The 25,968-nt window shown below is 36.1% G+C and carries 31 protein-coding genes and 1 riboswitch; of the genes, 3 read left to right on the top strand and 28 right to left on the bottom strand.

Going from position 1 to position 25,968, the window contains the following annotated elements; genetic code table 11:
- Position 1 precedes the first annotated feature (1 nt).
- From trmFO to DKL56_RS03755, 15 genes are all read right to left on the bottom strand, one after another.
- Positions 2-1,318 carry a methylenetetrahydrofolate--tRNA-(uracil(54)-C(5))-methyltransferase (FADH(2)-oxidizing) TrmFO gene (gene trmFO, locus DKL56_RS03825; protein WP_109715476.1) on the bottom strand — a complete coding sequence of 439 codons (1,317 nt, stop codon included), beginning with the start codon at positions 1,316-1,318 and terminating at the stop codon, positions 2-4.
- Positions 1,319-1,558: 240 nt separating this feature from the next.
- The gene (locus DKL56_RS03820; RefSeq protein ID WP_109715475.1) at positions 1,559-2,239 is read right to left on the bottom strand and encodes a hypothetical protein; all 681 of its coding nucleotides are present in this window, start codon (positions 2,237-2,239) and stop codon (positions 1,559-1,561) included.
- Positions 2,240-2,535: 296 nt separating this feature from the next.
- On the bottom strand, positions 2,536-2,895 hold the full coding sequence (locus DKL56_RS03815) for a hypothetical protein (protein WP_109715474.1): 360 nt from the start codon (positions 2,893-2,895) through the stop codon (positions 2,536-2,538).
- Between the two features lie 61 nt (positions 2,896-2,956).
- Complete coding sequence (locus DKL56_RS03810; RefSeq protein ID WP_109715473.1) at positions 2,957-3,736, bottom strand: hypothetical protein; 780 nt, start codon at positions 3,734-3,736, stop codon at positions 2,957-2,959.
- A gap of 83 nt (positions 3,737-3,819) precedes the next feature.
- Complete coding sequence (locus DKL56_RS03805; RefSeq protein WP_109715472.1) at positions 3,820-4,440, bottom strand: hypothetical protein; 621 nt, start codon at positions 4,438-4,440, stop codon at positions 3,820-3,822.
- A gap of 89 nt (positions 4,441-4,529) precedes the next feature.
- Positions 4,530-5,075 (bottom strand): peptidoglycan recognition protein family protein, encoded by a 546-nt coding sequence (locus tag DKL56_RS03800; protein ID WP_109715471.1) that lies wholly within the window; start codon positions 5,073-5,075, stop codon positions 4,530-4,532.
- Positions 5,075-5,410 (bottom strand): hypothetical protein, encoded by a 336-nt coding sequence (locus DKL56_RS03795; RefSeq protein WP_109715470.1) that lies wholly within the window; start codon positions 5,408-5,410, stop codon positions 5,075-5,077. The genes DKL56_RS03800 and DKL56_RS03795 overlap by 1 nt, the downstream gene beginning before the upstream one ends.
- Before the next feature lie 13 nt (positions 5,411-5,423).
- Positions 5,424-5,726 (bottom strand): hypothetical protein, encoded by a 303-nt coding sequence (locus tag DKL56_RS03790; protein ID WP_109715469.1) that lies wholly within the window; start codon positions 5,724-5,726, stop codon positions 5,424-5,426.
- An 11-nt stretch (positions 5,727-5,737) separates the two neighbouring features.
- Positions 5,738-6,052: a hypothetical protein gene (locus tag DKL56_RS03785; RefSeq protein ID WP_162542498.1), complete on the bottom strand. Its 315-nt coding sequence runs from the start codon at positions 6,050-6,052 to the stop codon at positions 5,738-5,740.
- A 32-nt stretch (positions 6,053-6,084) separates the two neighbouring features.
- On the bottom strand, positions 6,085-8,190 hold the full coding sequence (gene topA, locus DKL56_RS03780) for a type I DNA topoisomerase (protein WP_109715467.1): 2,106 nt from the start codon (positions 8,188-8,190) through the stop codon (positions 6,085-6,087).
- Positions 8,191-8,268: 78 nt separating this feature from the next.
- Positions 8,269-9,105, bottom strand: a complete 837-nt coding sequence (gene dprA, locus DKL56_RS03775; protein WP_109715466.1) for a DNA-processing protein DprA — start codon at positions 9,103-9,105, stop codon at positions 8,269-8,271.
- A gap of 45 nt (positions 9,106-9,150) precedes the next feature.
- The gene (locus tag DKL56_RS03770; RefSeq protein ID WP_109715465.1) at positions 9,151-9,906 is read right to left on the bottom strand and encodes a ribonuclease HII; all 756 of its coding nucleotides are present in this window, start codon (positions 9,904-9,906) and stop codon (positions 9,151-9,153) included.
- The gene (ylqF, locus tag DKL56_RS03765) at positions 9,903-10,742 is read right to left on the bottom strand and encodes a ribosome biogenesis GTPase YlqF (protein WP_109715464.1); all 840 of its coding nucleotides are present in this window, start codon (positions 10,740-10,742) and stop codon (positions 9,903-9,905) included. The genes DKL56_RS03770 and ylqF overlap by 4 nt, the downstream gene beginning before the upstream one ends.
- Positions 10,743-10,786: 44 nt before the next feature.
- Positions 10,787-11,017, bottom strand: coding sequence for a YozE family protein (locus DKL56_RS03760; protein ID WP_046306842.1), 231 nt, complete (start codon positions 11,015-11,017; stop codon positions 10,787-10,789).
- A gap of 4 nt (positions 11,018-11,021) precedes the next feature.
- Positions 11,022-11,882 carry a DegV family protein gene (locus DKL56_RS03755; protein ID WP_109715463.1) on the bottom strand — a complete coding sequence of 287 codons (861 nt, stop codon included), beginning with the start codon at positions 11,880-11,882 and terminating at the stop codon, positions 11,022-11,024.
- Positions 11,883-12,004: 122 nt separating this feature from the next.
- On the opposite strand from DKL56_RS03755, the gene trhA reads away from it, so the two are divergent.
- Entirely contained in the window at positions 12,005-12,670 is a 666-nt protein-coding gene (gene trhA, locus DKL56_RS03750; RefSeq protein WP_109715462.1) for a PAQR family membrane homeostasis protein TrhA, read from the top strand.
- Here the strand turns inward: trhA and DKL56_RS03745 are convergent.
- A complete protein-coding gene (locus DKL56_RS03745) occupies positions 12,667-13,869 on the bottom strand; it encodes a CCA tRNA nucleotidyltransferase (protein WP_109715461.1) in 1,203 nt (400 codons plus the stop codon). The genes trhA and DKL56_RS03745 overlap by 4 nt on opposite strands.
- Before the next feature lie 87 nt (positions 13,870-13,956).
- Here DKL56_RS03745 and DKL56_RS03740 point away from each other — a divergent pair, with 87 nt between their 5' ends.
- On the top strand, positions 13,957-14,844 hold the full coding sequence (locus DKL56_RS03740; protein ID WP_109715460.1) for a YitT family protein: 888 nt from the start codon (positions 13,957-13,959) through the stop codon (positions 14,842-14,844).
- A 171-nt stretch (positions 14,845-15,015) separates the two neighbouring features.
- Positions 15,016-15,735 carry a TatD family hydrolase gene (locus DKL56_RS03735; RefSeq protein WP_109715459.1) on the top strand — a complete coding sequence of 240 codons (720 nt, stop codon included), beginning with the start codon at positions 15,016-15,018 and terminating at the stop codon, positions 15,733-15,735.
- Between the two features lie 40 nt (positions 15,736-15,775).
- Here the strand turns inward: DKL56_RS03735 and DKL56_RS03730 are convergent, their stop codons facing one another.
- The 12 genes from DKL56_RS03730 to DKL56_RS03675 all read right to left on the bottom strand — a co-directional run bounded on the left by DKL56_RS03730 (position 15,776) and on the right by DKL56_RS03675 (position 25,966).
- Positions 15,776-17,035, bottom strand: coding sequence for a tetratricopeptide repeat protein (locus tag DKL56_RS03730; RefSeq protein WP_109715458.1), 1,260 nt, complete (start codon positions 17,033-17,035; stop codon positions 15,776-15,778).
- A gap of 115 nt (positions 17,036-17,150) precedes the next feature.
- The gene (locus DKL56_RS03725) at positions 17,151-17,426 is read right to left on the bottom strand and encodes an HU family DNA-binding protein (protein ID WP_046306834.1); all 276 of its coding nucleotides are present in this window, start codon (positions 17,424-17,426) and stop codon (positions 17,151-17,153) included.
- 185 nt (positions 17,427-17,611) lie between these two features.
- A complete protein-coding gene (der, locus tag DKL56_RS03720) occupies positions 17,612-18,922 on the bottom strand; it encodes a ribosome biogenesis GTPase Der (protein ID WP_109715457.1) in 1,311 nt (436 codons plus the stop codon).
- Positions 18,923-18,983: 61 nt separating this feature from the next.
- Positions 18,984-20,192, bottom strand: a complete 1,209-nt coding sequence (gene rpsA / locus DKL56_RS03715) for a 30S ribosomal protein S1 (RefSeq protein ID WP_046306830.1) — start codon at positions 20,190-20,192, stop codon at positions 18,984-18,986.
- A gap of 72 nt (positions 20,193-20,264) precedes the next feature.
- Positions 20,265-20,939 (bottom strand): (d)CMP kinase, encoded by a 675-nt coding sequence (gene cmk / locus DKL56_RS03710; protein ID WP_109715456.1) that lies wholly within the window; start codon positions 20,937-20,939, stop codon positions 20,265-20,267.
- 41 nt (positions 20,940-20,980) lie between these two features.
- Positions 20,981-21,460: a LysM peptidoglycan-binding domain-containing protein gene (locus tag DKL56_RS03705; protein ID WP_109715455.1), complete on the bottom strand. Its 480-nt coding sequence runs from the start codon at positions 21,458-21,460 to the stop codon at positions 20,981-20,983.
- A gap of 110 nt (positions 21,461-21,570) precedes the next feature.
- Positions 21,571-21,999 (bottom strand): Rrf2 family transcriptional regulator, encoded by a 429-nt coding sequence (locus DKL56_RS03700; protein ID WP_109715454.1) that lies wholly within the window; start codon positions 21,997-21,999, stop codon positions 21,571-21,573.
- Between the two features lie 11 nt (positions 22,000-22,010).
- Positions 22,011-22,862 (bottom strand): NAD(P)H-binding protein, encoded by an 852-nt coding sequence (locus tag DKL56_RS03695; RefSeq protein WP_109715453.1) that lies wholly within the window; start codon positions 22,860-22,862, stop codon positions 22,011-22,013.
- Between the two features lie 123 nt (positions 22,863-22,985).
- A complete protein-coding gene (locus tag DKL56_RS03690) occupies positions 22,986-23,669 on the bottom strand; it encodes an ECF transporter S component (protein ID WP_420812398.1) in 684 nt (227 codons plus the stop codon).
- Positions 23,670-23,770: 101 nt separating this feature from the next.
- A riboswitch (FMN riboswitch) is annotated at positions 23,771-23,885 on the bottom strand.
- Between the two features lie 26 nt (positions 23,886-23,911).
- Complete coding sequence (locus tag DKL56_RS03685) at positions 23,912-24,631, bottom strand: pseudouridine synthase (RefSeq protein WP_109715452.1); 720 nt, start codon at positions 24,629-24,631, stop codon at positions 23,912-23,914.
- Positions 24,631-25,239, bottom strand: coding sequence for an SMC-Scp complex subunit ScpB (scpB, locus tag DKL56_RS03680; RefSeq protein WP_109715451.1), 609 nt, complete (start codon positions 25,237-25,239; stop codon positions 24,631-24,633). Before scpB ends, DKL56_RS03685 begins: the two co-directional genes overlap by 1 nt.
- Entirely contained in the window at positions 25,229-25,966 is a 738-nt protein-coding gene (locus DKL56_RS03675) for a segregation and condensation protein A (RefSeq protein ID WP_074425401.1), read from the bottom strand. The genes scpB and DKL56_RS03675 overlap by 11 nt, the downstream gene beginning before the upstream one ends.
- Positions 25,967-25,968 lie beyond the last annotated feature (2 nt).

Below are 25,968 nucleotides of genomic sequence, written 5' to 3'. Positions count from 1 at the left end.
TTTACATCAATTCTTCCTGCTTAAAAGTTGCAAGATCTGCTAAACTACGTTCACTAATTTTTTCATGCCGTTCACGCTTATTGCGAATTTTCTTTCCTTCTAAACCAGGAATCAAGGCAAAACTGGCATTCATTGGCTGAAAATGTTTAACGCTAGTGGTTGTAACATAGTTAGCCATTGAACCAAGTGCAGTATCCTTTGGAAAGACAACGGGAGCCTGATCACAGGCGGTCTTTGCCGCATTAATACCAGCAACTAAACCACTGCCAGCACTCTCAACGTAACCTTCAACTCCAGTCATTTGACCAGCGAAAAAGAGTCCCGGTTGCTTTTTCGCTTCATAAGTAGCTGCTAAGACTTCAGGAGAAGCTATATAAGTATTGCGGTGCATTTTACCATAGCGAATAAAGCGTGCATTTGCCAAACCTGGAATCATCGAAAAGACTCTCTTCTGCTCACCATACTTAAGATGAGTTTGGAAACCAACAATGTTATACATTGAAGCAGCTGCATTATCCTGACGCAGTTGAACAACCGCATAAGGAGTTTTTCCGGTATGCGGATCCTCTAAGCCAACTGGCTTAAGTGGACCAAAGAGCATTGTCTTTTCACCACGACCGGCCATTACTTCAATTGGCATACAGCCTTCAAAAACATCTTCCTTTTCAAAACTATGCATTTCAGCAGTTTCAGCATTAACCAATTCATGAGCAAACTTTTCATATTCTTCTTGTGTCATTGGACAGTTAAGATATGCGGCATCACCACGGTCATAACGTGATTTTTTATACACAATATCCATATCAATTGAGTCTGCCGCAATAATTGGGGCTGCTGCATCAAAGAAATGTAAGCTATCAGTACCAGAAAATTGTTTAATTTGATCTGCTAATGCATCACTAGTCAAGGGGCCAGTTGCAACTACCGTAATACCATCTATAGGCAATTCAGTAATTTCTTCTCCATGAAAAGTGATATTTGGCAATGCATGAAGCTTTTGCGTGATATATTCACTAAACTCATCACGATCGACTGCTAAAGCTCCTCCAGCTGGAACTTGCGTTTTATCGGCAGCTTCAATAATTAACGAATCTAGTTGACGCATTTCTTCTTTTAATAATCCAACGGCATTGGATAGTTGATTGGATCTCATTGAATTTGTGCACACTAACTCGGCCAATTCACCCGTTTTATGTGCAGGCGTCATCTTTTTAGGACGCATCTCATAAAGATCAACTGGAATCCCGCGTTTTGCTAATTGCCAGGTAGCTTCACTTCCAGCTAAGCCACCACCAATAACAGTTACACTTTTTGGCATGTTTATATCTTCCTTTACTAAAAAATCAGTTAAATTAAGCTTAAATAAAAGAATATCATCAAATCAAAATGATTCTGAACGCTATATAATAGGAGGAAACACAATTAAACAATCCTATTAAATACGGTGCTTAATACAACTAGCTCTAACTGTTTTAAAAAGTTATTCGAACTTTTTTCGAATTATTCCAACGTTTTTATTCTTCCGTTTTTCCAACTTAAATTGTTGAAAAGACAAAAATTAGTTAGCTGATTTATACCACTTATACTTGTGAGAATCTAGCATTTTGGAGTGGCCAACTGCAATCTTTCCATAATAAAAGCTCAAGTGATGTCCTTGCTGGTCATCTTTAGGTTCGTAGTCGCTGTCAACCATTGAAATTCCAGCACCGACTACACCTTGTACTCTTTCAGCAACAGTATCTTTTTCATCATTTGAAAGATTGAAGAAGTCGTTGGTAACTTGAACCTCTATGCCGTCATTGCTATACTTTATTTTTTTAAGATATAGAGCATAGGCAAATTTTTCATTACCATTTGAAGCATCTTTCTGGTCATCCTTTAATAGCATAGTAATATTAGCGTTTGCTTCATTAGCGTCAACTTCACTATCATCTTCGGGATCGTTATCATCATCAGCTCGAGTAGCTTTTTTATATGTAGCTATTTGCCTTTTCTTTTTTCTTTTTGATTTTGCTACATCACTGCTATTTTCATTTTGTGCAGTATTATCAGTATTATCAAAAGAAACTACCACACCCATTACACAAAATAGCGCAAATATACTTACCCAATATTGCCACTTCTTTTTAAGTGGCTTTTCCGTTGATCCTGACTTTTTAAGCTTATAATCATGATACAACATATAAATAATAGAACCTGTTAAACAAAAATCTAGCACTACTGCGATAAAAGTAATCATTGTCTCCTGCCTATATCCTATCCTCTTAAAAATCTATTGTCGTTATATTTTATTCTACATTATTTATAAGTTAAATGTATGACCTTTTTAAATTAAATAGTAGTGATATAAGTATCTGCAGTTAAGATAATAATTGTGCTACATCATACGTGCAATTTTAGAGGCAGTCTAATAACTCAAGGCTGCCTTTTTTTATCTTCAATAGGTTTGATTTTAAAAATTAGCATTTTGAATCGAGTTTATCCGCCAAAGTACTTAGAACAAAAAAGAGTAGCTATCAAGAAAACTACTCTTTTTTATTTTATCTCCACATTATTAATATCTTCTAATTCAATCCACTCACCAGCAATAACTACATGGTCAACTTGATAACCGTCCACAGTACCAACTATGTCAGGTAGGAATTTATCATCAATATCAACCTGCTTCAACTGTACTGATACTGATCTATGATTTGCATAAGCAATCATCAATATTTCACTGATTGATTCAAGAGACATTGGTTTTTTCTTTTCATAAACCTGTGCGCGTTCCTTATCAATCTTACCAACTTTAGAAGTAAAGTCACTTAGCATAAATCCTTGCCACTTCTTCATTCCACGATCTTGATATGTCCTGAAAAAATCATCTACTCGTTTGTCAAATTCTTTACTCACTGCACATCACCCAAACATTAGTTTGGAATAATTGTAAAACCTAAGTGATAAAAAAGCAATTTTAGTGATCTAATTCTTTTCTTTTTTTGGCAATAGTTTTTTCCAAGTTGTCTAAATCTTCAAGGGTTGCAAATTTATTAATGAATTTTTGGATGTCATTGAATTGCCCCTTTTTTAGTTGATTTCTTTTGTTGTTAATGGTTTTTTCTAAGTTGTCCAAATCGTCAATGGTTTCAAAACTATTAATGACTTGTTCATCACCATTGTATTGTTCTTTTTTCTGTTTTTTTGATATTTTCCCCTGTCCTTTTCCATATTGAGTATACTCATTAATTGCAGTTTTAGCCATCTCAAAATCAGGAATAAGTAACAATAGCATAGAAAGACAGATTTTAATTGTATCATTGGGTAGCTGTAGCTTTTCACTTTTACTTGGTTTTAAAAAATAGAATAGGACTACAAATAATACTGAGCATTTACCTATTGTTTCTATGACAACGCCAAGTGTATCAAACCAAAACGTCTCTTTCTTTGGAGAATCAACTTCGATTAAAATTTTAAATTCCATATTCCCAATGTAAATCCACCCAAAAACCATCGTAAAAATATATGCCACTACTAAAGACCAAAAAACCTCTTGGTAATCTTTTAACAACACAATAAAAAGAAGTTCTATTAGCACAATCACAGAAGTGATTATGCTAATAAATTTTATATTTCCAACTTTCCCCACGACATTAAAGCTATTAAAAATATGAATTGACCATATTAACGCAAATCCTACAATAGCAAATACTACAATAGCAAAAGCTATTAAAAAAAATACTTCACATGCTTGCACAACAAATCCCCCTTAGTTTTTATGACAATACAATATAGTAAAAAAGACCACTCCAAGATGGCTTTTAATTATAATTATAAAAATTAAACTTCTTCTTCTCTTTTTCTTTTTTTATCAAATTCGTCAATTTTTGAGCGTGCATAAGTATACATATCTAATATTGGATATAAACTACTGATAAAGCAAATAATAACTTCAACAGGAGAAGGTTGAGATTGGCCATATAGAGAGAACCATGCTGTTGTAGCAATTAGCATAGCTTTAGTAGCAGTTACAACAAAAATATCACACTTCACATTAATACTATTGAGCATCCTTATGCAAAAATTAATATATACACTCCAGATGAACACCATATAGTAAAAAAGGATATAAAGAGAAGATAAAGCAATTTTTCCCCAAGAACATATTCCTATTACCAGAATCAGAAGAAAAACAAAACTATATATAGCATCTCTAGTTTCATTAGTGAAATGCTTTTTGTAATTCATATCCTTTAGCATGAAAGAATTCAGCATAAAGAACCCAAGCAACAAAAAAATAATAAAAAATATCTGTTCGTTTTCCTTAAGATTGTAGTTGGTAGATTCCCCCACTTTAACAAGCCTATAGAAATCGATAGCAAAAAGAACTACTGTGATAATAAAGTTAACATTGGTGTCATTAAATACTTTATTAAAAATAAATTTTAAATATTTATCCATTCCAGCACCTTATATAACAATTTTAATTTAATTATAATATAAAACAACAAAAAAGCCACTCCGGACATCAATCCAGAGTGGCCTATTTATTATTTAGTATTTTTTATGTTTTCGCCGCTAAAACCTTTTTCCAAATCTTTAGCAAATTGTGCTTTTGTAATACCTAACTTAGTTAGATAGCCACACGGATCAGTGTGATTAGTATCACTATATCCATTTTGCACTAACCATGCATGTGATTTGATACCAGTTGGCTTTTTATCATCAATTGTTAATGGGATACCATATTTTTTAGCGCTCCAACGTAACCAATTAACATAGTGTTTATAAGCTTTCATTGCTCGCTTATGATTTGTAAATTCGCATAGCTCAATTTGAACTGGTGCCATACTGTTAGCCGGCATACCTGCTCCCCATGCATCATAGCCAATTTCACCTACTTGATAAATATTATTATCATCGATTACCAAGTGTACATAGGTTTGGCTAGTATTAATTCCAGTTTTCATGTTTCTAGCTTCAGCCCAAGCTTCACCATTAGGTGTGGCTGTTGAATGAGCCACGATAAAGTTAGGCTTAGCTCTATGCGAACTTCCTTCATTATCACTTAATGCGTATTTATAATTTCTCTTCATTATTTGTTCTCCTTTTTAATCTTTGCTACTTCCTGTTCAGCAAATGCTTTAATCATCTCTATTACATAGTCTGGCACTGGTAAGCCTTGTTCTTTCAAAGATTGTGTCACCATATCAATAACCTTGTTCATTTTTTGCTTGCCTGTTAAATCAGTTGTTTCTTCCAGGTGTACAAAACCAATGGTTAACTGTTGGATTGTATCAACCAAGCCGTTAATTGTATTAACTACCTTGTTCTTGGATGGGCGCTTTTTAAAATAAAGTGACCATCCACCACATGCTAATAACACCAGTCCAACAATAATATATAAATTTGTTATCTTAATTCCTTTCAAACAAAAAAAGCACCTATTGGTGCTTCTTTGTTTCATCAAATTTTGCTTTTAAAATATCGTATTTCGCTTTTAAGTCATTAAACTTCACGCTTAACTTATCTAGTTTTACTTCTGCCTCTAATCGCTTGTCCCTTTCGGCGTGAAAGTACTCTTTGAATTCCCCCTTTTCAGTTTTTAGTTGTGTAATAAGCGTGTCTTTTTCCTTTATCAGAGAGTGATAATCTGCCCTGTTGGTCTTATGTGACACTGCTAATGCAGTCGCAATCGTACCAACGGCACCGGCTAACACTTGTACCCAGTTGTTAAAATCGTGCAAGTGATCGCCTCCTAATTTTTGTATGCACACCTAATTAACAGCGTTAATAACCCTGCATCTAAAATTACCGCCATTATCATTTCAACTTTATGTGCGCCCAGCACATGCCATACTTGCTCAGCCAACAGCATTGCTACTGCAGCACTTGATGCAATAAGTAGAATGCTCTGGAATCGTCTACTACGATTGCCAGTTAATGCAGTGAATAGTAAACAAACACCCAAAATAATAAAGATGATATCCGACCATTCGCTGTTCATCAGTGGACGAAGTTGAGGTGGCCAGAAGAAGTAATTCTTATCTGCCCACAAAAAAATGCCAATCACAATGATTTGATGATATTTACATAAATTTAATTTTATTTTGTTATTTTTTCATCCTTAGGTTCTTCTTTGTAGTCACCATTTGGACATGAAATTACTAAGCCCTTTTTAGTTTTCTTTTCAACTAAGAAATGTCCATCATTTGGACAATTACGGCTAATCGGCATATCCCACGAAACAAAGTCACATTCTGGGTAACGCGAACAACCATAAAATTTACGATTACGCTTAGATTTTTTCTCGACAACGTCTCCTTTGCCACATTTTGGACAAGTAACGCCAACTTTTTTGACAATTGCCTTAGTGTTACGGCAATCAGGGAAACGTGAACAAGCATAGAACTTACCATAGCGTCCCATTTTGATGACCATAGGGGCACCACAGATATCACAGTTAAATCCAGCAGGCTCATCCTTAATCTGAACTTTTTGAATCCCTGCTTCAGCTTTATCTAATTCTTTCTTGAATGGGTGGTAATATTCATCAACCACTTTTACCCAGTTCTTTTTACCGGCTTCAATACTGTCGAGGTCATTCTCTAATTGAGCAGTAAAGTCGATATTAACAATATCTGGGAAAAACTTTTCGATTAAATTATCAACGATTTCACCCAACTCAGTTGGTACAATCGACTTAGCCTCAAGCTTAACATAGTAACGTCTTTGAATCGTGTCAATAGTCGGAGCATATGTTGACGGACGACCAACACCATTTTCTTCCAGCGTGTGTACTAAACTTGCTTCAGTATATCTAGCAGGTGGTAAAGTGAAATGCTGCTTATTATCGGATTTTGCAAGTTTAACTTCGTCTCCATCATTTAAATCTGGAAGCTCAATATTCTTTTCTTGCAAGTTATCATAAACTTTTGTAAAACCAGCAAATTTCATTTTTGAACCAGTAGTCCTAAATGTAACACCATTTTGTTCAATATCTGCTCTAACAGTATCATAAACTGCTGGTGTCATTTCACTTGCAACAAATCGTGACCAAATCAGTTTATACAAACGATACTGTTCAGTTGTTAATACAGATTTTAGGGATTCAGGTGTGCGGTAAACACTAGTCGGTCTAATTGCTTCGTGGGCATCTTGCGCATCTTCCTGGTTTTTGAAATGTCTTGCACCTTTGGCCGCGTACTCTTTGCCATACTTTTCATTCAAAAACTTAGAAGCTTCTGCTTGAGCAACTGGTGATGTTCTCTTAGAGTCGGTTCTCATATAGGTAATCAAACCAACAGTCCCTTGTTTACCCAAGCTAATTCCTTCATAAAGCTGCTGGGCTATACTCATCGTTCTTCTTGTACGGTAGTTCAACCGCTTATTGGCTTCTTGTTGAAGCGTTGAAGTCGTAAAAGGAGCTGCGGGTTGCCGACGACGCTCACGTTTTAAAACATTGTTAATTTCAAACGGTTTCTTTTTATCAATTTTGGCTAAAACCTTTTGAACTGTTTCATTATTAGGTAGTTCCTGCTTTTTACCATCAACGCCCCAGAATGATGCTTTAAATGACTTAGTTTTCTTCTTAAACTCAGCGTCAATTGTCCAATATTCTTCAGGCTTGAAGTTTTTAATTTCTTTTTCGCGGTCAATTACTAGTTTAAGCGCAACAGATTGAACACGTCCTGCGCTTAAACCCTTTTTAACTTTTTCCCATAATATTGGCGAAAGTGAATAACCAACAATTCGATCAAGAATTCTTCTTGCTTGCTGCGCATTAACCGTGTCCATATCAATTGCACGCGGATTCTTAAAACTATTTTTAACTGCATCCTTAGTAACCTCATTAAAGGTTACACGGTTTTTGGCAGTATCATCCAAATTTAGTGTATGCGCAACATGCCAAGCAATTGCTTCTCCTTCACGATCCGGGTCGGAAGCCAAATATACTTCTTTAGCTTTTTTGGCTTCCGACTTCAATTCTTTAATCGTATCGCCCTTACCACGAATAGAAATATATTTTGGTTTGTAATCATTATCAAAATCAATTCCCATCTGTGATTTAGGCAAATCACGAATATGACCTTTAGAAGCAATAACTCGGTAATTACGACCAAGATATTTTTCAATTGTCTTAGCCTTTGCGGGTGACTCAACGATCACCAATGTCTTTTTTCGTTTACTTGGCTTTGATTTCGTAGGCATCAAAAGCCTCCTCATTAAAAATCTATTTAAAAATACTAGTCTGAGAATAGAATATTTGCCTACCACTTGTCAACTTATTCAAGCTAAAGAAGAAAAATCAGTTATTGGTGTTGCCCCTGCTGCAATTAACTTATTCGGACCAATCGAAAGTTGGCTATTAATCGGACCGGGAACTGCATAAATATTACGATTCTCTTGAAGCGCAATATTGGCCGTTATTAACGAACCCGACTTTTCTTTAGCTTCGGTAACAATTACGCTGTCAGCAATTCCAGCCAAAATTCGATTTCTTTCTGGAAAGCGAAAGGGCCTTGGCGGTGTATCAGGCAAATATTCACTAAGAACTAGACCTTCATTAATAATCTGCCTTTGAATTTGACTATTGCGTTCTGGATAAAAGTGATTTAAACCATTTCCAATAACGGCAATGGTTTTTCCTCCATTATTCAATGTAGCGCTGTGTGCCATTACATCAACACCCATTGCCAATCCACTAGCAATAACAAAGTTTCTTTTAACTAATTGCGGCACTATTTTATTCAAAACCAATTGACTATAATCAGTTGCCTGACGCGAACCCACAATAGTGATGACGTTTTCCTGCAACAATTTCAAATTACCTTGCGCAAACAAAATTAACGGCGGTCGATATATTTCCCGTAATTTTTGGGGATACACTTGATCAAAAAAACTAATTATCTGACACTGCTTTTTTATTCGCGCAATCTTTGCTTCAGCCTGTTGATCATAAAATGCTGTTAACGCTGACTTGATCAACTTACTTGGCAAATCCATTTGCTTAATTATTTCAGGATTAACTTCGCTAGTAGGCAATTGACTAGCAATTTGTAACATCTTAACATAACCGATTCCGTTTTGTAATTTTAAGCGCAAAAGAAAATTTGTTATCTTCATAAAAAGCCTCCTAATTAGAATTACGTAAAAAGGAGACAAAATTTCTTATTTATAAAAATCACTAACTGGTGCAAAAGTTTTTCGGTGAATTGGAGTCGGCCCATATTTTCTAATTGCAGCAATATGATCTTTAGTTCCATAGCCAACATTCAAATCAAAATGATACTCGGGATAAATTTCCGCATAATCTTCCATCAATTTATCTCTGAAAACTTTGGCCACAATTGATGCAGCAGCAATTGAATTTGACTTACTATCACCTTTGATTAATTCTATTTGTGGTAAATCAACTGGAACGTTCATTGCATCTACTAATAAGGCATCTGGACGAACGTCAAGATCATTAACTGCTTGGGCCATGGCCAAACGATCGGCTTCATAAATATTAACCTGATCAATTACTTCAGCATCTTTAACACCAATTGCTACACTGACAGCTTTTTCCAAAATTTCAGGATAAAGTTCCAGTCTTTTTTGTGCACTTAACTTTTTGGAATCATTAACATCAATTAGGTCAAAATTCTCATCAATGATTACTGCTGCCGTAACAACTGGACCTGCTAAGGGGCCCCGTCCTACTTCATCGACACCAGCAACCATTTGATTCTTAGCCCAAAAAGTTTTTTCATATGTAAATCTCTTTTCAAAGGAATCCCTTTTTTGAGCCAGTTTTTCTTTACGACGTCGATAGCTGTCCAAGAGCTTTTTGACACCTGCACGTGAATCATTTTCAAGTTCGGCAAGTTCAGTTTCATTTAATCGGTCATTGATCAATAGTTCTTTTATCTCATTAATTGTCATGGGCGGTCCAAAGTTATCCTTCCTACTTTACCTTTGCGCAAGCGCTGTAACAGATAAAGTGAAAAGCGGTCATAATCATCCCTCATCCCATATTGTTCCGTTAATGCAAGCAATAAATCAGTATCATTAATTTTGCTAACCTCTTCTTTAGTTGACCGAGCAAATTTAACGACATCGTTTAAGTAGTACTTACGCAATTTTGAAAGCAGGTATAGGGCAACATCATCAGCACTAAAAATACTATCTTTAATTGAACCAAGCGCTGCCAACTTATAGCCAACTTCCTGATCTTCAAATTTAGGCCAAAGAATACCCGGAGTATCCAAAATTTGAATGTTATACGGCGTTTTTAGCCAAGTTTGTCCCCTAGTGACTCCAGGCTTATTACCAACGGCAGCGACATTACGTCCAACCAATCGATTGATAATGGTTGATTTACCGCAATTAGGGACACCAGCTAAGGCAATTCTAATTACTGGATTGGAAGCACCCTTTGATTCAAGTTTAGCCACCTTTGAACTTGCAGCTTTTTTAATCATTCGGATTAAGACCTGCATATTAGTGCTATGCAATGAATCAAGGGCCATAACAACCTTACCCTTACCACTGAGCTTTTTCTGCCACATCTTAGTCATCACAGGATCAGCTAAATCAGCTTTATTTAAGATAATTAAATGTGATTTGTCACCCACCAGCTCACTAATCATTGGGTTTCGGGATGATTCAGGGATGCGAGCATCCAAAACTTCAACTAAGACGTCGATTAACCCCATCTTATCTTCCAGTTGGTTACGCGCCTTGTTCATGTGACCAGGATACCATTGAATATTAGCCATTATTTCGCCTTCTTTTAACACTAAAAGGCCCAAAAGGGCCTTTGTTAATACATCATTTTATCTCGATACATTTGATAAGCTTGATCAAAAATACTCATGCTAGACAAATATCCTGCATTTAATTCAAGATAGTCTGACAGCTTGTCATAGTCCTGTTCCTGTTTAGGAAAAGTTTGATCATTTTGAGCATTATTTGCAAATTGCGCAACTTCATCGTTTGAATCGGCGTCACGTAATGTCATTAAATATCGGTAAAAACTCTCTCGATAGGCCAATTATTTACTCCGTATAATACAAAATTGCATATGCATCCATACCAGCATGTGTTGCAATAATTGGACTGGTCTCACGAACCAAGACATCAATTTTTGAATTAATATCTTTGATTTTTTGAGCAAAATCGAGCAATTTTTGCGGAACACCATCTAGCGAAACATAAGAAATTCCAACTTCTTTAATTTTCTCTTTATTTGCTTCAATATCATCAAGGACTCGTTGGTCAAAAGCCATCATGAATTTCTTACCACGACCTTTTTTGGCCACCTTCAATTCGCCGTTAGGCATTTGTAACTCAATTCTAATATTAAGCATATTAGCGATTTTACCTGAAATAGGACCCAAACGACCGCCCTTGATGACATTTTCCAAGTTAACAATCATCAGCCGTAAACGCTGAGTCTTCTTAATTTTTTCAAGATGATCAATTATTTCGGAAATTGATTTACCTTTTTCGGCATCACGAGCTGCTTCTAAAACTTGCAGACCTTCGGCCCGATCCGTCAGCTCTGAATCAACAATGTGAACTTGGTCAGATTTACCGGTAAGCTTCGCTGCTTGACGAGCAGCATCAATTGTACCGCTTAGAACTTTCGCTAAGAAAATCCCAATAACTTCACTACCATCACTAGTTAAATCGTTAATTGTATCAACTAAGCGACCAATTGATGGTTGGCTTGTCTTAGGTAGTTCAGCTGACTCACTCATTTTTTTAACAAACTCTTGTCTGGAAATTTCAATACCATCAAGATAAGTATTTCCGCCAACTGTTACCGATAAGGGCACAACTGTAATATCATATTTTTCAATTTCTTCTGGTGTTAATTGTGCAGAAGAATCGGTCAAAATTTTTATTCTTGACAACTTACTCGACCTCAATTCTGAATTGCTTTACACATTCTATGATAGAATGTGAACTGAATCAATTATAAATTATTATATCAAAAAAACCAGTAAAAAAAAGAAAGCGGATAGATTGTTGCATCATGAAATTTAAAGAATTTTGGCAAGAACCGAAAAACAGAAGTAAGAATTATCAAATTTGGGACAATACACTAAGTGCAGTAACACATGGAATCGGTTTTTTCCTAGCCGTTATCGGTTTAATTCTGTTGATCATTAAAGCTATTTCTCTTCGCAGTCCACTCAGACTAATTACATTCACTGTCTATGGTGTCTGTTTGATTTTGCTATATCTTTTTTCAACTCTTTTTCATAGCTTGATTTTTACTAAAGCAAGAAATGTCTTTCAAATCTTCGATCATTCCTCTATTTACCTTTTAATTGCTGGCTCTTATACTCCATTTTCGTTAGTAGCCATAGGCGGAAAATGGGGTTGGCTATTATTCACTTTAATCTGGCTAATTGCGATTTTTGGAATTGTTTATTACATCTTTAACCGTGGCAAGCACGTGATTTTAGATACAGTCCTCTATGTCGGAATGGGCTGGCTAGTCATTTTGGCAGGCAACTATTTGTATGCTCGTCTTAGTCCAACCGGTTTTTGGCTACTAGTCGGAGGCGGGGTAGCTTACACAGTAGGTGCAGTTTTATATACGATGAAAAATGTACCATTTATCCATGTTATTTGGCACCTATTTGTTATCATAGGTTCTGCATTAATGTACTTTTCAGTTTTGTTTTACGTTTAGGCACTGAGTCCGTTTAAATAAACCGTAATTGCTTCTTCACTATTTTCAAGCTCACCTGTAATGACTTTTTGCTTAATTTCGGTTAAAAGTTCACCCAAGCTAGGTCCAGGATGAATTCCTGCATTAATCAAAAAGCGTCCATCAATTGCTAAATCAGCTGAAGACTTAATTGGTAAAGCAGTATAGCGGTCTACTAAAGCTTCTGAATTAACAGGCTGCCCAAGTATTTTAGCCACATCGATTGTGTTTAGCAAAACATCCTTACCCGCCTTAAATAACTCATAATCCGATGGACTATGTTCAGAAAGCAAGTCAAATAGTTCAACGATTCGTTCTACATTAGTTGTCATTGCATTTGAATTTTTCCAATCACGCATAAAACTGGTGATTTGCTCATTAGGCAATTTTAACAAAATGATAATAATTGCCCACAAGCTAGACTCCATGCTTGGACCAAATTTCAAACTAGGAAAAATACTTAACAGTTCTTTTTTACCTGCAAAATCAGGAACTCCTTCACTTAATTCTGTATCTAGGAAAACCTGAAATGCTTGACGTGAATTAGGACCGGTTCCCATTTTGATGAACTCATCGCGGATCCGTTCAACAGAGATTTTAGGCAAAAGATCATGTAAATTCTTAATTGCCTCTTTTGTCTCATCCTCAAGATCAAACTTTAGTTGGCTCATAAATCTAACTGCTCGCATCATTCGAAGCGCATCTTCGTGGAAACGTTCCATAGGGTCACCAACAGCTTTAATTAAGTGATTATTCAAATCCCCTAAGCCATTGAATAAATCAACAATTTCGCCTTCTGTATTCATTGCCAGCGCATTAATTGTAAAATCACGTCGTTTAAGATCTTCTTTTAAGCTACGGACAAAAGTAACATGGTCAGGTCGTCTAAAATCTTGATAACCGGATTCAGTTCTAAACGTAGTAATTTCATAACTTTCCCCTTCAAAAAGTACTGTTACCGTGCCGTGTTTGATACCGGTATCAATCGTTTTATGAAAAAGGGATTTTACTTCTTCAGGATATGCACTAGTGGCAATATCAATATCATGGATATGCCTTCCTAATAGCAAATCTCTGATTGAACCTCCAACAAAATATGCTTCATAACCAGCTTCTTCTAATCGCTTTAAGACAGGAATTGCTGATAAAAAAATTGGTGGTAATTCATTTATTTTTTTCATTAATAATCAACTCATTTGTTTCGTGTTTTTTAGATCAAAATATGTTACGTTTAAGGTGATGAAAATAAAAAGAAAGATGACAACTTTATGCATAAACTTACAAAAAGAAACATACTTGAATTATTCATGATAATGCTTGGTTGCGCCATATACGGCCTAAGCCTAGATATGGTTTCTGCACCTAATCAACTAACCGATGGCGGTATTAGTGGAATCACCCTTTTGCTCAGACACTTCTGGGGCATTAACATGGGACTTTCTTCACTTCTATTAAACATCCCTCTTATAATTCTTGGTTACCGTTTTATGGGTAAACGACTTTTAGCCTATACAATTTGGGGAACACTTTGGCTCTCTTTTTTCTTGTGGTTTTGGCGCTTAGTTCCTATTATATATCAATTAAACTTGGAACACGACCTCTTCCTGTCCGCAATTTTGGCTGGAACACTTTCCGGAATAGGGTTAGGTTTAGTTTTTCGCTATAATGGTACTTCAGGTGGGACTGATATTATCGCTAGAATTTGCCAGATAAAATATGGCCTATCTTCTGGGAAAGTTTTATTATTCTGCGATGCAATTATTTTATTTGCTTCCCTTTCATACTTAGACTTAAAACATATTATGTATACGCTAGTTGCATCATTCATTCTGTCTCGCGTAATGGATACAGTACAACAAGGGGCATATTCTGCAAGGGGTCTACTCATCATTTCTGATAACTATGAAAAGATTGCTGAAATGATTGATTTAAAACTAGATCGCGGTTTTACTTATCTTGAGGCCCGCGGCGGTTACAAAAAGACAAAGCGTCCTGTAATCTACCTCGTAGTTTCACCGCGTGAAATTCCTGCAGTTAAGGAACTAATCGCAGCAGAAGATCCTAAAGCATTTGTGAGCGTAATTGAAGTGCACGAAGCCTTAGGTGAAGGATTTACGTATAAGCAAAAACGACAACATTTACTGATTCGTAAGTAACTAAAATAAAAAACTCAACATGTCAATAAGGCCCCCTGTTCTTGCTGATCTGCGAAAACCAGGGGTTTTATTTTACGAATTTGCTCCTATTTAAAAATATTAGACAATAGTTTAAAAGGCATTTACGATAGAATTAGTTGATAATTTTTATTGTAGAAGGAACAAAAGTAAATGTTAATTGACGCACACTGCCATCTAGCAAACAATCAAGAGCTCGCACAATTGCAAATCAAACAACAAATAAAAGCCATTATAAACTGTCAAACTACAGAAGAATGGCAAATCAATTCTAAGTTAACCCTGCATAGACAGCCACTTAGTTTTGGTATTCACCCATGGGATGTTAACAAATTAAAGTTTGAGGAAATTGTTCCTTATTTAGAACAAGCCGACGCAGTTGGTGAAATTGGGCTTGATTCGGTTTGGACAAAAAATGATATAAAACTTCAAACAAAAACTTTTAGAAAACAACTTGCTTGGGCAGCTAAAAAGCAAAAACCGGTTATTCTTCACACCAAAGGCTGCGAAAAAGAAATTCTCGCAATAATTCGGCAATATCCCAATAATTACTTTGTGCATTGGTATGATTGCCTAAAATATCAAAAAGACTACATTGATCTTGGCTGCTATTTTAGCATTTGCCTTGATATTCTAGACAACCCTACGATTATTAAATTAGCCCAAAATGTTCCATTAGATCATTTGTTAATCGAAACTGACGGTTTGAATTCAGTAGAATGGCTACTAAATAAACCAGTTAGCATAGCCGACTATCCTGGTATCTTGAAACAAACGCTCACTGCCTTAGCTGACTTGCGCCATATTAATTCAAATCGGCTAGCTACAATAATAGGAGAAAATTTAACACATTTTCTTAGACAAGCCAAATAGCAAAAACTTCTTAACTGAATTTACTCAGTTAAGAAGTTTTTTAACTATCTAAAAGATCATTATTAAGTTCTTGCATTTCAGTATCTTCAGGCTCAAGTTTGAGATAGCGCATAAGCAATTCCTTAACTACCTGTTGGGAATTTGCTTCGGTATTAAAGAAGCGAATCATTTGTTTCAAGAAATCTGCATTATTTTGAAATTCGGGATAGGCAAGCAGAAATTCACTTTTTGCTTGCTCATTTTGATCCAAAGCTTGATATGACAATGCTAAGTTCCAGTGTGCCTGTGGATCAAGATCATCTTCATCTACATCTTTAAACAACTGCAAATTTTCGTCATACTTGCCTTCTTGCAAATAGACGTTTGATAACTGTAATAGTAAATCAATATCTTCTGGCAGGAATTTTAACCCCTTTAGAAGCAAATTCTCAGCAGTGGCAAAATCATTGAGTCGTACAGCAGCACTAGCCCCCTTAGAATACAGCACTGGGTCGAGCTCATTATAAGCAATCCCAGCTTGTGCTGAACGTAAGGTTTGATCATCATCATTTTTATTTTGATACGCTGTAGCTAATAAACGATATGCATTAACATAATCAGGACTTTGGTCAATTACTTCATCAAGATATTTAATCGCTTGATCATTTTTGCCAACAGCAAGCATAATTAGAGCAGCCTGATATTTACTGTCAATATCTAAGATATCGCTACCATGCTGATCGATTACTTCACTAGCTTCTTCATAGCGGCCCAATTTTGCAAGCGTCTGAAACAGGCGGTCACTCAAGTTGATCTCACTAAAAGTGCTTTGCCGTTTCAACAAGTCACGATACAAATCAAGTGCTTGTTCGTAGCGGCCACTTAGATAGTCTAATTCAGCCAAACCAAATTTAACAACATCTTCATCAGGGGCAATTTTAGCTGCTTTTTTCAGCTTGCTATATGCTGTTTCAAGCAAACCATTGGTTTGATAGTAATCAGCCTGTACCAAAAGACCATCTAGATATGAAGGGGAATCTTCTGGGATATCGTAAAGTAAGGACAAGCCATCATCATCTTTACCATCATTTAATAAAATCTCTGCTAAATAAATTTTAAACAGATCTTCTTTAGGAAACCTGGCAATTAAACTTCGGTATACATCCTTAGCCAAGTCAGTAAAACCAAGTCCCATTAAATTCTCAGCTAGCGACGCCAAAACTTCTGGTTCATCCTCGTCTAAAGCTTTTTTCAGTAAAACCTTTTCTTGCGAAAAATCTTGCTTCTCTATTGAATCAAGAAGTTGTTCGGAATAGCTCATCATTATCACCTTTTTAATTATGGAAATAGTTATAATCTAACTTTCTTTAAAAGAATAACAATCAAAAAAGATGATAGCAAGTACGCCATCATCTTTTTTGATAGAACCATTAGTTTTATTTAACAGCGTCTTTAAGCGCTTTACCAGGTCTAAATGCAGGAACAACACTAGCTGGAATTTCAATTTCATCACCAGTTTGTGGGTTACGTCCCTTGCGAGCTGCACGTTGACGTACTTCAAAAGTACCAAAACCAATCAATTGTACCTTTTCACCTTTAGCAAGGTCTTCTTGAATTGAGTTAAAAATTGCATCAACAGCTGTTGCAGCATCTTTTTTGGTCAATTTAGTTTTTGAAGCGACTTCAGTAACTAATTCTGCTTTATTTGCCATCTGGAAATTCACCTCCCAAAATTGAATTTCATAATAGAAATTCATACTTATTTCTCAATAGAGAAACAAGGAACAATGATTCTTTCCCAATCATTCTTTCCTTGTTTCAAAATAGCACAAAACCTATAGTACAACAAGTGATTTAGGCAAAAAATGCCATTTTTCTTTATTTGGCAGATACAAAGTTATTTCCTTTTACGTCCAATAACTTTGATTGGTGTACCGGTAAAGTCAAAGTTATCTCGCAGCTGGTTAATCAAAAATCTTTCGTAAGAAAAGTGCATTAATTCCGGATCATTGACAAAAACGACAAAAGTAGGTGGATTAACCGCCACTTGCGTCATGTAATATACTCTAAGTCGCTTTCCTTTGATCATTGGTGTTGGAACTAACTTACTTGCTTCAAGCAATAGATCATTTAGCACACTAGACCTAATTCTCTGAACTTGGTTTTCGTGTACACGTTTAACCATTTTCGGAATTTGATCAAGATTTTGACCAGTTTTAGCGGAAACAAAAATAATTGGTGCATAATCAAGATATTGGAATTCTTCTCTTATTGTTTGCTCAAATTCCTTGCCACTATTACTATTCTTCTTTGGTAAATCCCATTTATTGACAACAATAATAATGCCACGCCCCGCATCATGTGCATATCCGGCCACATGTTTATCCTGCTCTCGGATACCAGTACTTGCATCTAAAACTAAACAAACGACGTTTGAATGCTCAATCGCACTCATTGCTCTCATTACGGAGTATTTTTCAGTTTTTTCATATACTTTCCCGCGGCGTCTGATTCCTGCAGTATCAACTATACGATACTTAGTTCCATCCTCACCTTCAAATGGTGTGTCAACTGCATCTCTAGTTGTTCCTTCCTCATTGTTCACGATTACTCGTTTTTCACCGAGTAACCGGTTGACAATTGATGATTTGCCAACATTAGGACGCCCAATAACACTGAAAGAAATCTGATCATTGTCATTATTGTCCAAGTCTTTTGGTAATTCACTGACGATTCGATCTAGCAAATCACCTATACCAGTACCATGAACACTTGAAATTGGAATTGGCTCGCCAAGACCTAAACTGTAGAAATCATAAATATCCATTCTTTGTTCAGGATTATCGGTCTTATTAACTGCCAAAATTACAGGTTTTTTAGTCTGGTAAAGCATTTGTGCGATACGTTCGTCCAAATTGGTTACTTGATTAGTTGCACTAGTCAAAGCAACAATGACATCTGCTTCGTCAATTGCTATTTCAGCCTGCGCCCTGATCTCATCCTCTATCCGTCCGTCTTCCCAAGTAATACCACCGGTATCGATCAAATCAAATTTGTGCCCTAGCCATTCAGCTTGTGCGTAGTTTCGGTCTCGGGTTACCCCTGGCTTGTCTTCGACGATTGCCAAACGCTCATTAATAATCCGGTTGAAAAGCGTTGATTTACCAACATTTGGTTGTCCAACAATAGCAACTACGGGCAAAACCATATTTCCAGCCTCCTAACAATAAAAGAGCCGACTTAACAAAGTCGGCTCTTTTAATTAAAAACTAACGACGATCTTTCAATTGGTCACCAATTATGTCACCTAATGCAAAACCGCTGTCATCATTGCTCATATACTTCTTGTTAACTGCGTTTTTGTTGTATGAACTGTGTGAATGTGATTCTTCGCTATTTTCAGAACCCTTAGAATCTGCAGCCTTCATTGAAAGAGAAATTCTACGTTCACTAGGGTCAATGTTTAAAACCTTAACCTTAACCTTTTGTCCAACTTCCAAAACATCACTTGGCTTATCTACATGCTTAAATGAAATTTCAGAAACATGTACTAAGCCTTGAATGCCGTCAGCAACTTCAACAAAAGCACCGAAGTTAGTTAAAGACTTAACTTCGCCTTCAAAGATATCGCCTTCGTTTAATTCAGCAGTAGCTTGCTCAAATGGGGAAGGCTCAGTTTGTTTAATTGAAAGGGAGATACGATGTCTGTCATCGTCTATACCGATTACTTTAACTTTAACATCTTGACCAACCTTCAAAGCATCACTAGGTTTGTCCACGTGCTTGTATGAAATTTCAGATATGTGAACTAAACCGTCCACACCACCAACATCAACAAAGGCACCAAAATTAGTTAAACGAGATACTTTACCTTCAACCACATCACCAACAACTAGTTGTGATGCAACTTTATCAAAGGCTTCTTCACGTTCTTCTTCGATTAAGTCTTTGTGAGAAAGAATCAGACGGTTCTTACTTGGGTCAATTTCTGTAATCTTAAGCTTCATTGTTTTACCAATGTAAGGTTTAAGATCAGAAACATAACGGTTAGAAATAAGTGAAGCTGGTAAGAAACCTCTAGTACCAACATCAACTAATAAACCACCACGTACTGATGAAGTAACAGTACCCTCGATTGTTTTACCTTCTTCGAAGTCTTTTTGTAATTCGTCATAAGCTTCTCTTTCCTTAAGACGAGTTACTGAGAAGAAGAACTCACCGTTCTCCTTGTCACCACCAGCTTTTCTCAAAACTAAAGCTTTGAATTTATCGCCTGGTTTAACTGCTTCGCGTAAGTCTAAGTTGCGATCTGAAGTGAATTCACGACGAGGAACAACACCTTCGACACCAGCATTTTCTACACCAACATCGATTTGACCATCTTCAACGTCTAAAACTTCAACGTCTACAATATCGCCAACCTCAACTCCTTGCATTTGCTTTAATGCATCTAAAAATTGATTACTGTTTTCTGACATTATTTACCTCCCAATATCATAATCTAATTCTAAATGAAAGTAAGATATTTTTCTACTCTTTTAGCCTGTTTTTTAAATATTTTTTTGAGATTTTTTGATTTGTACTAAAATTGCTTCAACTACTTGGTCAATATTCATCTCAGTTGTGTCAATTTCAACAGCATCAGTCGCCTTTTTTAAAGGAGAAATTTGACGATGAGAATCTTTATAGTCTCTTTCCTGAATACTCTGCTCTATTTCTTGCAAGGTTTGGTCACTTTTAATTCCTTGTTGTTTCAAGTCAAGCATTCTTCTTTGTGCTCGAGAATGAGCTGTTGCAACCAAAAATATTTTTACTTCTGCATTTGGTAGAACAGTAGTTCCAATGTCTCTCCCATCCATTACCACATTCATTTCACCGGCCATTTTTCTTTGAAGGCTGACCATTTTCTCTCTGATTTTTGGAAGAGCTGAAACTTGAGAAACATTGGCAGAAATTTCAGGTAAACGGACATCACGAGTTATGTCCTTGTCACCAGCGTATACTTTTTGCCCACCGTCAACTGCTTTAAGTTGAATTTCATTGCGATCGATTGCAGCTAAGATGCCTTGTTCATTACCATAATCTATGTTATTTTCTTTTGCGATAACCGTACAAGCGCGATACATTGCTCCTGTATCGATATATGTAAAATTTAATTTTTGCGCAATAATCTTTGCTACTGTACTTTTTCCAGCTGAAGCTGGTCCATCAATTGCTACTTGCATGCCAATAAAAAAGGGACTGTATGTCCCAACCTTTCTACAATTTATTTTAATTTAAGAACTTGTCCAGCATTAACTTGACCGGTTGAATCAAGTTGATTAATCTGAATCAACTCATCAACTGTTAAATGGAATTTGTCCGCAATACTGGTCAGAGAATCCCCTGTTTGTACAGTATACTCTGTTGGCTGCGAAATTTTCTTTTTAGTTTTAATCTCATCTTGCGAGTTAACTTGCGTTTTTTTCCTAGTCTGTTTCTGGACAGTAGATTTAGTTTTTTTCTTGCGCATCTTTTTAAGCTTAGAATGCACCTTTTTCTTAGTTGACTTTTGCAATTCAACAACCCGTTCATTCGTCTTTTCAGCCGAAGACAAGTGATGAACTACTGGAACAAGTGCTACTAAGACAACAACCAAAAAAATAACCGTCACTTGCCATGCTCGAGAGCCAGTTTTATTTATTATTGCTCTTTTGCTGCTAGGACGTTCATAATGTTTATATGGTCCTTCATGGTTTTGCTGCATTTAAAAAACTCCTTCAACCTAGCTGGCTTAATTTTAGCATATTTACTAATTAAAATGGATAAAAAATAATCTAGAAAAATTCCTTTTTCTAGATTATTTGTCAGTTTACTTTACTTATCTTTATTTTTTTGCAAAATTTGATTTACAACTTCTTGTAGAGAAATCTCTTTCATTTTTTGTTGTGCACTTTGCTCAATTTCAGAATAGACATTCCCTAATACCTCCTGGATATTGCCACCAACAATACACTTAGGATTAGTCTCAGGATCAACATGCAAAAGATGATGATTGATATTAATTGCTTGGTAAATATCAAAAATACTAATTTCTGCAGGATTTCTGGTTAGAGTTGGTTTAGCTAAGCCTTGACGCCCAGTAATGATGTTGGACTTTTTCAAATCACTCATCAAACTTCTAATTACACTCGGATTTGCTTCAATACTGGCAGCGATTGCTTTACTGGATTGATCACAGTCCGAACATATTACTAGATAAGCTAGCAAATGAATCGCGTCACTTAATTTATATGAGTATTTGATTTGTCCTCACCTTACTTCGAAAGTATCTCTTTGATACCATCACTTAGAGTAGTCAATTCTCTTCCAAGTACGTTTTGCAGATCACTGCTGGTCTCACTTAACGAGCCATTGTCAATTGGATCCTGGAAGGAAGCATATAATGCAGCTGTTTGATTATCTAAGCCCTGATTTTCTAAATCAAGAGTATACTCCTGTTTAGAAACCTGCGCAACATCACATGGCTGAGCAAGTGCCTTATTTAAAGCCTCTCCTAGCACTTCATATGTAACTGCTTTGCCTGAAAATTCATAAATTGCTTGTGGATTTTCAGAAGTAAGAACTTTTGCAGCAGCTTCCGCATATTCACGCTCAAGCGCCCAACCTGCTTTATTACCTGCCCAATAAATAGCCTTTTGGCGTGTCTTTCCACTTTCAAAGAAGCCAGCCTCATTTTCTAGATACCAATTGTTTCGTAAAAATGAATGTGGGATGTCTGCTTCTTCAATTAGCTTTTCTGTCAGCTTATGGTCATCTGCCAATGCAGTTTTTGAAGATTGCGCATTAGCAAAACTAGTATAAGCCACAAAACTCACATGATTTTTTTGAAGTGCAGAAACAACATTCTGATGTTGAACACTACGCTCTACCGGACCACCAGGCTGTGATGAAATAAAGAGTACTCGATCAATTCCTTTAAGTGCGTCAGTCATTTCTTCTACACTATCATAATTGCCTTTTCTAATTTCAAAATCTGGGAAAAGTTGTTGAGCTTTTTGCTCATTTCTAGCGATAACAATAATATCTTTTGGATCAACTAACTTTGATAAATAATTGACTGCTAACAAACCAAAGTTGCCTGTAGCAGCAGTAACAGCATATTTCATTAATAAACGCCTTTCTTTCATGTTGATTTATAATTAACAAGTTATATTATACTAGATGTTGAAATAAAAACAACATGTTTAAGCAAAATAAAAGCGCTAGGAAAATCCCAACGCTTCTTATACTTATTTATTTAATTTGAAATATTTACGTACGAATGGTTTCAAGCTTCTCAGAACAGTTTCAAATAGTAAGAATACAACTACACCGTTAATTGCGCCCTTTAATAAATTAAACGGCACAATAATTCCGAAAATGTAAGCACTCATTGATGGAATATGAAGTAATTGCCCTAAATAAACCTTTTCTGTGAAGTTAAGTAAACCAGAATAACCGTGAATAGCAGGTAGATTTGGTACTGTTGATACAGCATAAATTGGTGTTAGAACAAGTGCATTCAATGTTGCCAAAACAATTGTCATTGCAACAATCCCAATTAATATTCCCAAAAGTGGCTTCAGGTGTCTTTTTGTTGCGTTTTTTTCGTCAACAGAAAGATCTTTGGTAACAAAGTAAAACGGTAATGCAAATGACATGGATGCAAGTAAAGCTGCTAATTGACCAATAATACTTGGCAACGCAAAACCATTATATATCAAATTAATTAGCATTCTGATAAAAGCGATAAACAATCCAGGCAAAGCCCCAAATAGAAAAGTTCCAATCGTCACAATAACATCTGAAAAATCAAATTTCAAAAAGCTGGCAACCGGCAACGGAAAAGCAATTTCCATTAAAATGAATGCAATTGTACCGATTAGAGCGTATGCAATAATATTGGCTAAATTACTAGTATTTTTCCTTTTCAATATGTTTTCCTCCAAAAAACAACAGGTCTGTTGCTCCTAGCAACAGACCCGCTTAAATGGAATGAACCCATATATCATATATCATTCACAGCTTAAGTTTAGTCTGTCTTCTTTCATCTAGACTTTAACTATCGGTATCATAACTGATTCCACCACTTGCGTGGGTCGTGGACTCTCACCACCGGTCGGGATTTTCACCCTGCCCTGAAGACAACAAACTTATATTCAATTACAAACATATATTAGTTCACATGCTTTAGCCTGTCAACTTCAGCATGAGATAATTCACGATACTTTCCTGAAACAAGAGATTCTAAAGTTAAAAACGAATAGCGCTCACGTGACAGTTTAATAACCTGATGCCCAACTGCTTTAAACATTCGTTTAACTTGATGGTAATGTCCTTCGTGGATAGTAAGCTGCACAATTTGGAATTTTTTCTTTTTATCAGTGCGAACAACTTTAACCTTGGCACGTGAGCTTTTACGATGATCAATTTCTACACCAGAAGATAATTTTTTAATTTCTTCCGGCGTTAATTGACCTTCAATTTTAGCCACATAAACTTTGGCTACCTTGTTACGTGGATGCATCATCAAGTTAGCTAATTCACCATCGTTTGTCATTAATAACAAGCCTGAGGTATCATAGTCCAAACGACCAATTGGATATAACCGATAAGGTACATCTTTAAAGAAGTCAACCACAGTCTTACGTCCCTTATCATCCTTAACGGTTGAAACAACGCCTCGCGGTTTGTAGAAAAGATATGTATGCAGACTCTCACGCTCAATTGGCTCACCATCGACGGTAATATTACTGAAAGTATCAACTTTTGTGCCAAGCTTAGTAACGACATTACCATCAACCGTTACCCTACCTTCTTGAATTATTTTTTCAGCGCCTCGACGTGAAGCAATGCCTGCTTCCGCAATAACTTTTTGTAATCGTTGTAAGACCATTATTTTTCTCCCTTTTGTGCCTTGGCAATATTTTCATCAGCTTTTCCTCTTGCAGAGAATAAATCAATTTCTCCCTCAGAGTTAATGCTCTCATCTTCAAAATCTTCTATTAAAGGTAAATCAGCCAAACTTTGATAGCCAAAATATTGTAAAAAGTACGTTGTAGTTACATATAAATTTGGATGTCCTGGAACATCTTTTTTTCCTTCAGTTTTAATCAAACCGCGCCAAACCAAGGTTTGCAAAGCACCTGAGGAATTAACTCCCCTAATTTCATCTATTTCAACTCTAGTAATTGGCTGTTTATAAGCAACTATCGACAGAATTTCAAGTGCCGATTGACTGAGTGTTTTTGTAACATCTTTTTGGAAAAAGTTCGAGACTAACTCACTTACTTCAGGCCTTGTAGTTAATTTATAGCTGTGATTTATATACAATACCTGGAGGCCAGAATCAGGGTTTTTGCTTAGTTTGTCAGCTAACTGCTTGGCTAGTTCTCGCAATGCAGAATGCTCCACTCGCATCAGATCACACAAGTTATTGGTTGGTATGCCGCTATCTCCTGCCACATATAGTAGAGCCTCTAATTGAGCTATTTTACTTATCATTTTGGTCTATTCTTTCTAGTTCTAAGTCACCGAAGGTATGTGCCTGCTGCACTCTGATTTCCTGCTTTTTACAAAGCTCAAGTAATGCTAAGAACAAGCCGATTACATCAGATAAATTCTTCATTTTATCCGTACAAGAAAAAAAGCTAATTTTTCGTTGTGTAGCCAATTTTTGGTGTAAGTAATCAATCATTTCGGTAATTGGGGTTTCCTTGACGTCAACCGAGACAGCGTCAGGCTGTCTAATTTTTAACCGCTGCAGAACTACAATAAATGTATTTGCCAATTCTGAAGAGGTAATTTGTCCTAATGGTAGCGGCTGAACTTTTTTAGTTTGCGGAACACTTTCTTCTTTAGCAGCAGTAATCGGAACCTCCTCATTTCGTTCTTTAAAATAAGCAGAAATCTTTTTAAAAACTGAGTACTGCACTAATTGTTGAACAAGTTCATCCCTTGGGTCTTCTTCAGGCCCCTCATCTTCCGTAAAATCGTTTTTGGGTAATAAAGACTGTGACTTAATTCGTAACAACATTGAGGACATCACAAAATACTCACCAGCAATTTTTAAATTTAATCTTTGCATTTCATGCAAATAGGATAAATATTGACTAGTGATTTGTGCAATCGGAATATCATAAATATCAATTTTTTGCGATTTGATTAAATGAAGGAGCAAATCTAATGGTCCCTCAAAGTTTGGTAATTCTAAAGTTAAATTACTGTTCATCT

It is taken from the genome of Lactobacillus apis (assembly GCF_003150935.1).
GTDB lineage: Bacteria > Bacillota > Bacilli > Lactobacillales > Lactobacillaceae > Lactobacillus > Lactobacillus apis.
The sequence above is the reverse complement of the archived record's forward strand: the minus strand, read 5'-3'. Positions and strand labels throughout refer to the sequence as shown.